Source organism: Janthinobacterium sp. SUN176 (assembly GCF_030587335.1).
In the GTDB taxonomy this organism is placed as follows: domain Bacteria; phylum Pseudomonadota; class Gammaproteobacteria; order Burkholderiales; family Burkholderiaceae_D; genus Janthinobacterium; species Janthinobacterium kumbetense.
On sequence record NZ_JAPWIA010000001.1, the window covers coordinates 275,511 to 287,008 of the forward strand.

The 11,498-nt window shown below is 63.5% G+C and carries 8 protein-coding genes; 3 read left to right on the forward strand and 5 right to left on the reverse strand.

Going from position 1 to position 11,498, the window contains the following annotated elements:
* The first annotated feature begins 20 nt into the window (after window positions 1–20).
* Window positions 21–1,433, forward strand: coding sequence for a PLP-dependent aminotransferase family protein (locus O3299_RS01380; RefSeq protein ID WP_289906521.1), 1,413 nt, complete (start codon window positions 21–23; stop codon window positions 1,431–1,433).
* Between the two features lie 97 nt (window positions 1,434–1,530).
* Window positions 1,531–1,878 carry a DUF4870 domain-containing protein gene (locus tag O3299_RS01385; RefSeq protein ID WP_034786172.1) on the forward strand — a complete coding sequence of 116 codons (348 nt, stop codon included), beginning with the start codon at window positions 1,531–1,533 and terminating at the stop codon, window positions 1,876–1,878.
* A 21-nt stretch (window positions 1,879–1,899) separates the two neighbouring features.
* On the opposite strand, the gene O3299_RS01390 is transcribed toward O3299_RS01385, so the two are convergent.
* From O3299_RS01390 to O3299_RS01400, 3 genes are read right to left on the reverse strand one after another with little or no spacing between them, the layout of a single operon-like run.
* Window positions 1,900–2,325: an SMI1/KNR4 family protein gene (locus tag O3299_RS01390; RefSeq protein ID WP_305061334.1), complete on the reverse strand. Its 426-nt coding sequence runs from the start codon at window positions 2,323–2,325 to the stop codon at window positions 1,900–1,902.
* Window positions 2,326–2,346: 21 nt separating this feature from the next.
* Entirely contained in the window at window positions 2,347–2,994 is a 648-nt protein-coding gene (locus tag O3299_RS01395) for a 3'-5' exonuclease (RefSeq protein ID WP_077401767.1), read from the reverse strand.
* A 9-nt stretch (window positions 2,995–3,003) separates the two neighbouring features.
* On the reverse strand, window positions 3,004–3,513 hold the full coding sequence (locus O3299_RS01400; RefSeq protein ID WP_034758713.1) for a ProQ/FINO family protein: 510 nt from the start codon (window positions 3,511–3,513) through the stop codon (window positions 3,004–3,006).
* Window positions 3,514–4,079: 566 nt separating this feature from the next.
* Between O3299_RS01400 and rpoD the strand changes: the two genes are divergently transcribed.
* A complete protein-coding gene (gene rpoD, locus O3299_RS01405) occupies window positions 4,080–6,626 on the forward strand; it encodes an RNA polymerase sigma factor RpoD (RefSeq protein ID WP_099664823.1) in 2,547 nt (848 codons plus the stop codon).
* Between the two features lie 59 nt (window positions 6,627–6,685).
* Here the strand turns inward: rpoD and O3299_RS01410 are convergent, their stop codons facing one another.
* Together O3299_RS01410 and ppc are read right to left on the reverse strand one after the other, a co-directional pair.
* Complete coding sequence (locus tag O3299_RS01410; protein WP_305061335.1) at window positions 6,686–8,443, reverse strand: PAS domain S-box protein; 1,758 nt, start codon at window positions 8,441–8,443, stop codon at window positions 6,686–6,688.
* 176 nt (window positions 8,444–8,619) lie between these two features.
* Entirely contained in the window at window positions 8,620–11,460 is a 2,841-nt protein-coding gene (gene ppc, locus O3299_RS01415) for a phosphoenolpyruvate carboxylase (RefSeq protein WP_305053447.1), read from the reverse strand.
* Between the last annotated feature and the right edge of the window lie 38 nt (window positions 11,461–11,498).

The following is an 11,498-nucleotide window of genomic DNA, read 5'->3' on the forward strand; positions in this document are numbered from 1 at the left end:
GATCAGTTTGAGGAGCAGGGTTGAAACGATATGAGGAATTGGCGGAAGAAGTCGCCGCCATGATCAGCACGCAGCTGTTGTTGCCTGGTGATAAGTTGCCTTCCGTGCGCCAGCAGCATGCGCGCAGGGGCGTGAGCCCGTCGACGGTGTTCCAGGCCTATTATTTGCTCGAAGCGCGCGGCATGATCGTTTCGCGGCCCCGCTCCGGCTACTACGTGGCGCCGCAGCGCGCCGCGCTGGCGCCCGAGCCGGACAGTTCCCGCCCGCTCGACGCCAGCACCACGGTCGATGTCAGCGACCTCGTGTTCGAAGTGCTGGGCGCCGTCGGCGCGCGCGATATCGTGCCTTTCGGCTCGGCGTTTCCCAGCCCGCATCTGTTTCCGATGGAAAAGTTGGCGCGGGCCGTGTCGGCCAGCATGCGCCGCCTCGACCCGTGGAGCACGGTCACGGATTTATCGCTGGGCAATGCCGAACTACGCCGCCAGATCGCCCTGCGCTACCAGCTCGACGGGGTGCTCGTTTCCAGCGACGACATCGTCATCACGAATGGCGCGCTGGAAGCGCTGAACCTGTGCCTGCAAGCCGTCACGCGGCCCGGCGACACGGTGCTGATCGAGTCGCCCAGCTTCTATGCGTGCCTGCAGGCGCTGGAGCGGCTGGAACTCAAGGCAGTCGAGATCGCCACCAGTCCCCGCGACGGCGTCGATCTGGCGGCGCTCGAGGAATTGCTGCTGCGCCACCAGCCCAAGGCGTGCTGGCTGATGACGAATTTCCAGAATCCCCTGGGCAGCCTGATGTCGCCGGAAAAGAAGCGCGCGCTGGTCGAACTGCTGGCGCGCCATGGCGTGCCGCTGATCGAGGATGACGTGTATGGCGAGTTGTATTTCGGCAAGCAGCGCCCCGGCTTGACGAAAAGCCATGACAGCGCGGGTCTGGTGATGCATTGCAGTTCGTTTTCCAAGACCCTGGCGCCCGGCTTTCGCCTGGGCTGGGCCGTGGCGGGCCGCTATGCGCGCCAGGTCGAGCGCCTGAAGCTGACGACCAGCCTGTCGGCGCCCATCCCGCTGCAGATGGCGCTGGCCGATTACCTGGCGGCAGGCGGCTACGACCGGCATTTGCGCCAGCTGCGCCTGACCCTGGCGGCGCAGCAAAATACCATGCTGCAAGCCATCGCCGTGCATTTTCCGCCCGGCACGCGGGTCACGCGGCCGCAGGGCGGGTATTTCGTCTGGGTGGAGATGCCTGCCGGTATTGATGCGCTGGCCTTGCACCGCAGCGCGCTGGCGGCCGGCATCAGCATCGCGCCCGGCCCCATTTTTTCCGCCACGCGCGCGTTTCGCCACTGCATCCGCCTCAATTACGGCCACCCGTGGAACGCGCAACTGGAAGAAGCCATCGCCACCCTGGGGCGGCTGGCGCTGGCGGCGGCATAGCGGCGAAAAAAAAGTCCCTTGCGGCAGCAAGTGTTCCATTCCAAAAAGAAATATTACTGTTATATTGATGTATCTATAACTAATGATGGGAATCATAATGGATAACACGCAGCCGGAAGTGGGTCGTACACAAGATACGACGATCGCCATTCTGTCCCACGTTGGCGGCCTGTTCACCAGCTGGGTGGCGCCGCTGATCATTTATTTGATCAAGAAAGATGATGCGGATAAATTCTCGGCCGAGAACGCCCGCGAAGCGCTGAATTTCCAGATCACCCTGATCATCTGGTATTTCGCCTGCTTCATCCTGTCGTTCGTGCTGATCGGCCTGTTCCTGTTCTGGATCGTGGCGCTGGCCAACCTGGTGTGCTCGATCGTCGCGGCCGTCAAGGCCAGCAATGGCGTCACTTACCGCTATCCCTTGACCTTGCGCCTCGTCAAATAAGGCTGCGCCGGCCGCCGGGTGTCAGCCCGGGCGGCCGGGCAGCGCGAGGAATGCGGCAAAGCCGGGCGCCACCGCGGTGGTGGCGCCTGTTTCGTGCGACCACAGCACGACCACGGGTTCGCCCGATGGCCCCGTTTGCGCATAATCAAAACAGTAGTAATCGCCCGTGCCGAACTGGGCGAAGGGCAGCAGGCTGCCGGCCTCGTCGCATGTCCCCGCATTCTCCAGCCATTCCTGCCAGCCTTCGCGGTAATGGCGTGCTATCGATTCCCACGTCTTGCGCGCATTGGCCGCGTCGTAGACGGGAAACACGCTCAAGGCGCCGAGCGCGCGGCCATTGTTCTCCAATAACCATTGCACATGGGATGCGGGCAGCTGCCGCCCCAGCGCCTGTTCGGCGGCGGCGATCGCGTCACGCGTGGTGCCGATGGACTTGCTCTTGCTCATGCTGCAGGAAGGCGCACCGGCTCAGGCGGCGATAGGCGGCGGGGCTGGCGGCGTGCTGGCGCGCGGGGCTTTTTGCGGCGCGACCTTGCCGCCGTCGGCGATCCAGCGGCGGTACACGCGCAGGGCCACTTGCGCATCGTCGGCCGCATACAGGATCTGCTTTTCCGTCAGGCGCGACGTGGCCCAGTTGGTGGTGGAAATCTTTTTCGATTTCTGCAGGTGCAGGCCGAAGAACTTGGCCACGGCCGTCTTCGCGCCCAGGTCGTTGCGCTGGCCGCCGCGCAGGGCGACGGACAGGTCGAGCACCTGGGCCGGGGCGATGCCCAGCTTGTTGCGCAGGCGCTTGACGTCGTCGGACAGGCCGAAGCCCACCTTCAGGGTGGTGGTCGATTCGAGGATGGCCTTGAGTTCGGCCAGGGCCGGCGCCGGCGTGCTGCCCACCTGGAACAGGTAGGCGATGTCGTCGGTGGCCAGCTGGATCAGGTGCGGTCCCGTGGAGGATTCGCCCTTCACAAAGGTCGGCTTCGATTCCGTATCGAAGCCGATGGCGTCCGCTGCCAGCAGGGCGGCCATGGCCGCCTGCGCATCATCGCTGGTGCGTACCAGCTTGACGTGGTCGAGTGCAATGCCTTGATAGGGGGGCAGTGGCGGTGCGGCAGCTGTGTCCATGAAACCGGATCAGCCTTTGCGCGAGAATTTCGCGGTCAGCTGATTCAGTTTTTCCAGGCGCAAACGGTTCGCTTCTTCGGCGGCCGCGGCATCGCGCTCGGCTTTCTTGCGCTCGGCTTCCTTCTTGAAGCGCTGCTGCAATACTTGCGTGGCGTGGTCGCGGTGGGTTTGCGTCACTTCCGCGCCGGCGGTGCCGTCGAGGTCGTAGCGTACCTTGGCTTTTTCCATCACGCGCAGGTAACGCAGCGAACCCGTGTGGATGCCCAGCGCCGTGCGCATCAGCTTGCGGTCCAGGTCCGGCAGGCGCGCGAGGATCTGCTTGTCGATACCGATCGACAAGGGCAGGCAATCGCGGAATGGCGGGAATTGCTCCTGGAACTGTTTCAGCAGCGCGCGCGCGGTCAGACCGGCAGGCGCCGGCGTGGTCGCTGCGGCCGGTGCCGCCGCTGGGGCTGCATCGACTGGCGTGTCAGGAGTGGTGGCTTGCTGGTCTGGCGTGGAGCTGGTCATCGACATCATTGGTTGGGCTATAAAAGGGGAGCATAGCACGCGCCACAGGCAAGTGCATTGTCTTTTTTGGCAACTTGACCTGCGATAAGCGGGTTCGCACTACAGCCGGCACAGCGCGAAATACGGGAAATGTGTATAATGTCGGCTTGCGCTGATGACTGGACCCTGTTTTTGAAGGTCTGGCTCAGGTGTGCAGGGGATAGGAGCAGTGCGGCGCAGGGCCACCATTATTGATATTTTTGATATCGGTTATTCCACTTATCAATTATTCAGATAACGGGCCTTCGTGCATAATCTTGCTCTCCGCTGTGTCTTCACTGAACAACAATAGATTCAAGCCCGTTCTGGTACGGGCTTTTTTTCATTCCGCAATGTACATCGCTTATTTATCTGACCCGGCTTCGGCCCCGCGCTCCTCATGCCGGATGCGCGGGCTATGAACGTCACGATAGACAGGCGCCGCTGCCCTTGACGGCAGCCGCAACAATACGCTCCATCGAGTCCGGTTTCGCAGGCTTAGGTGGAATCATTCACTTCGCGCCGACACCATCTGGTCTCGCATTAAGAGATATCTCATGAAGAATACGCCAAAAACTTTAACGTTGTCCGCCAAGGCGCCACGCCCAGCCGCGGCGCCGCTTGCCGTACCCAAAACGACTTTATCTTACTTCATCGATAATGCGCAAGCGAATCCGGAAGCCACCGTCACGACGGCGCCGACCGTCGTCACCGTGGTGAAGAAAAGCCGCTCGCGCCTGGCTGCCGTGCCGCCGGCCGAAACGGTAGCGGAAGCCGCTGTTGCCGCGCCCGTGGCCGACGCCGCCGACGCCGTGGAAGCGGCGCCCGTCAAGACGCCGAGCGTCAAGGTGGCGCCAAGCGCCAAGGCGGCGCCTGCGCCGCGCAAGGTCAGCGAAAGCGCCGCCACGAACAAGGTGGTGACGGCAGCCCGTTCGAAAGTCGTGCGCGCCAAGCCAGAAGCGGCGCCCGTGACCATCATCACCGGCGCGCAAGTGGTCAGCAAGACCACGGACGCCGACGCCCTGGCCGCTATCGATACCTCGAATTACTTCTTGCCGACCGTCAAGGTGCCGGGCCGCCGTGGCCGCAAACCGAGCGAATTCACGCCGGAAAACGACGAAGTGGCAGCACTGAACGCCGTCGAGCGCGCCGAACTGAAGGCCGTCTCGAAAGCGCGCGACCGCAAGGCCAAGGGCGGCCTGGCCGATGCGCTGGGCGATCCGGAAGCATCGGCAGCGGACCTGGAACGCCGCCGCAAGCAGATCACGGGCTTGATCAACATGGGCAAGGAACGCGGTTTCCTCACCTATGCCGAGATCAATGACCAGTTGCCGGAAAACATCATCGATCCGGAAGCCATCGAAGGCATCATCGCCACCTTCAATGACATGGGCATCGCCGTCTACGAGCGCGCCCCTGACGCGGAAAGTCTGTTGTTGACCGACAACGTCGCCACCGTCACCAGCGACGATGAAGTGGAAGCGGCTGCCGCGACGGCCCTGTCGACGGTCGACTCCGACTTCGGCCGCACCACCGACCCCGTGCGCATGTATATGCGTGAAATGGGCGCCGTGGCGCTGCTGACGCGCGAAGGCGAGATCGAGATCGCCAAGCGCATCGAAGGCGGCTTGAAGGACATGATCCAGGCGATTTCCGCCTGCCCGACCACCATCGGCGAAATCGTTGCGCTGTCGCAAAAAATCGCGCGCGACGAAATCAAGGTCGATGAAGTGGTCGACGGCTTTGTCGATTTGAACGAAAGCAATGCCCCGGCGCCTGCCGCTGCCGCCGCGCCCGCCGCCGCCAGCGGTGACGACGAGGAAGAGGAAGAAGAAGCCGAGGAAGAAGACGGCGACGCCAATGGAGGCGCGGCCGGTTTCTCCAGCGAGCAATTGGCCCAGCTGAAAAAGAATGCGTTGGAGAAATTCAACGTCATTTCGACGCAGTACGACAAGATGCGCAAGGCGCCCGAGGGTTACAACTCGAAAGCCTACGTCAAGGCGCAGGAAGCCATTTCGCAGGAATTGCTGGGCATCCGCTTCACGGCCAAGGTCGTGGAAAAGCTGTGCGACACCCTGCGCGGCCAGATGGAAGAAGTGCGCCACATCGAGCGCGCCGTGCTGGAACTGTGCGTGAACAAATGCGGCATGCCGCGCGCCCACTTCATCAAGGTGTTCCCGGGCAATGAATGCGACCTGGAATGGGTCGACCGCGAAGTCGACTGCAAGTATCCGTACAGCGCCATCCTCAGCCGCAACGTGCCTGCCGTCAAGGAACTGCAAAAGAAGATGATCGACCTGCAAGCCCGCGTGGCCCTGCCGCTGGCAGACTTGCGCAAGATCAACAAGCAGATGGCTGCCGGCGAAAAGCGCGCGCGTCACGCGAAACGCGAAATGACGGTCGCCAACTTGCGCCTGGTCATTTCGATCGCCAAGAAATACATCAACCGCGGCTTGCAATTCCTCGACCTGATCCAGGAAGGCAACATCGGCTTGCTGAAGGCTGTCGATAAATTCGAATACCGCCGCGGCTACAAGTTCTCGACCTACGCCACCTGGTGGATCCGCCAGGCCATCACGCGTTCGATCGCCGACATGGCCCGCACCATCCGCGTGCCGGTGCACATGATCGAAACGATCAACAAGATGAACCGCATCTCGCGCCAGATCATGCAGGAAACGGGCAGCGAGCCGGACCTGGCGACCCTGGCCGTCAAGATGGAAATGCCGGAAAACAAGGTGCGCGAGATCATGAAGATCGCGAAAGAGCCGATTTCCATGGAAACGCCGATGGGCGAAGATGGCGATTCGCAACTGGGCGACTTCATCGAAGACAACACGACCCTGGCGCCGCTGGACGCCGCGCTGCACGCGTCGATGCGCAACGTGATCAAGGAAGTGCTGGACTCCCTGACGCCGCGCGAAGCGAAAGTGCTGCGCATGCGTTACGGCGTGGAAATGTCGAACGACCACACGCTGGAAGAAGTGGGCAAGCAGTTCGACGTGACGCGCGAGCGCATCCGCCAGATCGAAGCGAAAGCCATGAGCAAGCTGCGCCAGCCTTCGCGTTCGGACAAGCTGAAAACCTTCTTGACGCAAAATTAAGTAGTCAGCAGGCAATAAAAAAGAGGCGCAAGCCTCTTTTTTTTCGCCCTGGAATTGTCCTAGGCTTCGACGGCCTGGCTTTTGGCGATCGGCAGGCGGATGGCCAGCGCCGTGCCCCGCCCCTCCTGGCTGTCGATGCGCAGTTCGCCGCCCAGCGCGTGGACACGTTCGCGTATGCTCTTCAGGCCGAAGGTCGCCTTCTTGCCGTGGGCGTCCGGCTGCATGCCGATGCCGTTGTCGCTGATGCGCAGCACGATGGCATCCGTATCTTGCGCCAGCGCCACTTCCACTTCGCTGGCCTGGGCGTGGCGCACGATGTTCGACAGCGATTCCTGCAGCACGCGGAAGATGGCCGACGTCTGGCGCTGGTCCAGGCCCAGGTCGGGCGCCTCGCTGTCGAGCGAGAGCTGGTAGCGGATGGCGCCGCGGCTTTCCATCTGGCGTATCAGCCATTCGGCTGCCGGGCCCAGGCCCAGCTCCAGGGTACTGGGATGCAAGTCATTGATGATGGTGCGCACCGAGCGGATGGTGGCGTCGATGGTGTCGAGCACGCGCTGGGCGTGGCGGTGCAGGCGCGGGTGGGTCCTGGCCGTGCGCGCGTGCAGCAGCGACACGTCGATGCGCAGCACCATCAGGTTCTGGCCCAGGTCGTCATGAATGTCGAGCGCGATGCGACGCCTTTCCTCTTCCTTGATGGTCTGCTGGTGGTCGGTCAGTTCGCGCAGCTGGGCCAGGGTGCGCTGCAGGTTCTCCTCGTTGCGCTTGCTTTCCGTGATGTCGATGCCCATGGCGATGATCATCTGCGGCCGGCCTTGCGCATCGAAGATGGGTTTTTTATGCGTCTGCAGCAGGCGGTTTTCCTGCAGCCGCGCATTCCACACGAGTTCTTCGCGGATCACCACCTGGCGGCTGGCAAACGCTTCCTGGTCCGCCGCGTGGAATGCCTGGGTCTGGTCCGAGGGGAAGTGCTGCACGTCGCGTCCCTCGGCGATATCCTGGAACAGCACGCCCCATTGCTGCTCGCAGGCCTGGTTCATCAGCAGCATGCGCGAATCGGCGTCCTTCAGGAACAGCGACAGGGGCATCATGGAAATGATGTCCTGCAGCCGCTCTTCGCTGCGCGCCAGGGCTGCTTCCGTCTGCGCGCGCATGGCGATTTCCGCAGAGAGCTGGAGATTGACGTCGAGCAACTGGGCCGTGCGCAGGGCCACGCGGCTTTCCAGCTCCGCATGGGCGACGGTCAGCGCGTGTTCGGCCCGCTTGTGTTCCGTAATGTCGCTGGCCATGACCAGCGCTCCCGTCAGGGTGCCGCGCTGGTCGTACAGGCGGCGTCCGCTGAGCATGGCCCAGCGTTCCGAGCCGTCGCCATGCTGGTAATGCAGTTCTCCCATGCAACTATCCGTCGCCGTCTGGCGCAGCGGACACAGGCGCAGCAAGGTGGCTTCGTCGTGGAATTCGTCCATCGAGTGGTCCAGCAGTTGTTCCGAGGGGACGCCCAGCATGTCGCACAGGCGCTGGTTGACGTGCAGGATGCGGCCGTGCGCATCCGTTTGCCACATGCCGTCCTGCGCCGTTTCGCTCAGGTGCTGGTAGCGCATCAGGCTATCGTCGAGCTGTGCGCGCGTCAGGGCCAGGTGGCTGCGCAGCTTGCGCATCAGCCAGAGGACGGCGACGGCGGCGGCCAGCAGCAGCAGGGCCAGCCAGACATGCTGCCAGAAATCGAGTTCTTGCCAGGCCGCGCCGGCGAACCAGCCCAGCATGATCAGGATGAGGGCGCCGCAAGCGCCACTCAGGGTTTCAATCGACCATTTGCTCATCCGCGTCCCTGGCGTCGTGGTTGGCCGCTGCCGTGCGTCTGGCGCCGGAGAGGGGAAGGTATCCGACGCTAGTGTAATACCAATTGTTGTTTTCTTGAGAATATTTTTCCATTGGGCAAGCAAAAGGGCCGGCCCTTGCGGTGCCGGCCCTGTTTACCGATGGCAAGGCGGTGCGATCAGCCCGTGTTGCGCAGGCCGGCCGCCACGCCATTGATCGACAGCTGGATGCCGCGGTGCACCCTTTCGTCGATCCGGCTTTCCGCCGACAGGGCGCGGTTGCGCTTGATCAACTCCACCTGCAGGTGGTTCAGCGGGTCGAGATAGGCGAAGCGGTTCTGGATCGAACGGGCCAGCAGCGGATTGCCCGCCAGGCGTTCCGTGTTGCCGGTGATCAGCTCCAGGCAGCGCAGGGTGTTGCCGTGCTCGTCCGTGATGCGCTTGTAGATGCGTTCGCGCAAGCCCTGGTCCGCCACCAGTTCCGCATAGCGCGAGGCGATCGCCAGGTCCGTCTTGGCCAGCACCATGTCCATGTTCGACAGCAGTGTGGCGAAGAATGGCCATTCGGCGTACATGGCGCGCAGGGTGGCGATCTTGTCATCTTTCGCGGCGCCGTCGGCTTGATTGATCCACGTTTCGATGGCGCTGCCGAAGCCGAACCAGCCCGGCAGCAGCAAGCGGCACTGGCCCCAGGAAAAGCCCCAGGGAATGGCGCGCAAGTCTTCGATGCGCTGGTTGGCCTTGCGCGAGGCGGGGCGCGAACCGAGGTTCAGCTCGGCGATTTCCGCGATCGGCGTAGCCGAGAAGAAATATTCCGTAAAACCCGGCGTTTCATACACGAGGTGGCGGTAGGCGTGATAGGCGAGGTCCGACAGTTGCGCCATCACGGCTTCGAACTGCGCCAGCTGGCCGTTGCGGGCCGGATTGGCTTCCTGCGGCGCCAGGCTCGCTTCCAGGGTGGCGGCCACCAGCAATTCCAGGTTGCGCCGGCCGATTTCCGCGTTGGAAAACTTCGAGGCGATGATCTCGCCTTGCTCCGTCAGGCGGATCTGGCCGTTGACGGTGCCCGGCGGCTGGGCCAGGATGGCTTCGTAGCTGGGTCCGCCGCCACGGCCCACCGTGCCGCCGCGGCCATGGAACAGGCGCAGCTTGACGCCGGCCTTCTGGAAGTCGGCGACCAGCGCCAGTTCCGCCTTGTACAGTTCCCAGTTGGACGTGAGGAAGCCGCCATCCTTGTTCGAATCGGAATAACCGAGCATGACTTCCTGCAACTGTCCCTGCTTGGCGATCAATTGCTTGACCAAAGGCAAGGCCATGACCTGGCTCATGATGCCGGCCGCGCGCTGCAGGTCGGGGATCGTCTCGAACAGGGGGATGACCATCAGCTCGCAGATGCTGTCGCCAGTCTGCCAGTCGGTGCGCAGCAAGCCCGTTTCCTTTTGCAGCAGCAACACTTCCAGCAAGTCGGACACGGTTTCCGTGTGCGAAATGATGTAGTTGCGGATGGCCCGCGCGCCGTAGCGCTGGCGGATGTCGCGCGCTGCGCGCAGGATCGCCAGTTCGGAATCCGTTTCCGCCGCGTAGGCGATGTAGGGCGAGTACAGCAGGCGCGGCTGGGCCAGTTCGTTCAGCAGCAGCGCCTGCTTATCTTCCTCGGACAGGGCCGTGTAATCGGCGGCCACGCCGCTTTTCGCGAACAGGTCGGCCAGCACGCGCTCGTGCACGTCCGAGGTCTGGCGCATGTCCAGCGACGCCAGGTGGAAACCGAAGATGTCGGCCGCGCGCGCCAGGGTGGCCAGGCGCGGGCGCACGAGGGCGGCGCCGTGGTGCGATTCGAGCGAGGCGACGATGGTGCGCAGGTCGGCCACAAAGGCGGCCGCGTCCGGGTAGGCGGCCGCGGCGCCCACTTCCTTGCGCAGGATGTTGGTGGCGCCCAGGGCGCGGGCCGTGGCGGCCAGGCGCGCATAGATGCCGATCAGGGCGCGGCGGTACGGCTCGTCGCTGCGGTGCGGCGAGGCGTCGGGCGACTGGTCGGCCAGCGCCTGCAGTTCGGCGCTCACGCCCACCATCAGGGTGGAGACGGACAATTCCGCGCCCAGCGCGTGCGCTTCGTCGAGGTAAAAGTCGAGGATGGTGGTGGCGTGGCGCGCCAGCGCGTGCTGCATGGTGCCCGCGTTGACGTTCGGGTTGCCGTCGCGGTCGCCGCCGATCCAGCTGCCCATCTGCACGTAGGCGGCGTTGATGGGCTCGATCGTGCCGTCGCCGTTCGGGTATTCGGCGGCGATATCGTCCTCGATGTCGTCATACAGGCCCGGCAGTTCGCGCAGGAAGGTGATGCGGTAGTAGGACAGGGCGTTTTCGATTTCGTCGGCCACCGTCAGTTTCGAGTAGCGCAGCATGCGCGTCTGCCACAGGGTGGCTACGCGCGAGCGCAGCAGCTGCATGTTGGCGTGCCGCTCTTTCGGCGTCTGCGGCAAATCGCGCTCGGCCAGCAGGCGGGCGATGTCGTGCTCGGCGTCGAGGATGCTCTTGCGCTGCACTTCCGTCGGGTGGGCCGTCAGCACGGGGGCGATCAGGGCGTCCTGGAAAAAGGTGTCGACCGTCTTGCGCGGCACGCCGGCCAGGCGCAGTTTTCTCAGCGCGAAGCTGACGCTGCCCTTTTGCGCAGGCGAGCCGGCCAGCAGGTGGGCGCGGCGGCGGCGGATGTGGTGTTGATCTTCCGCAATGTTGGCCAGGTGCGAAAAGTAGGAAAAGGCGCGCACGACGGAAATCGTCTGTTCGCGGCTCAGTTCCTTGAGCATGGCGTCGAGTTCCAGCGCGGCGCCCGCGTCCGCTTCGCGGCGGAAGCGCACGGACGTCTGGCGTATGGTTTCCACCACATTGAAGACGGCGTCGCCTTCCTGTTCGCGCAGCACGTCGCCCAGCAGGCGGCCCAGCAGGCGGATGTCTTCTTTCAGCGGCGCGTCCTTGTCGGAGCCGGCCGCTGGAACTATTTCTGGTGCTACTGCGTCATTGAGCATAATAAAGAACCAAAGTAAGTGTAAAAGCAAGGGAATGT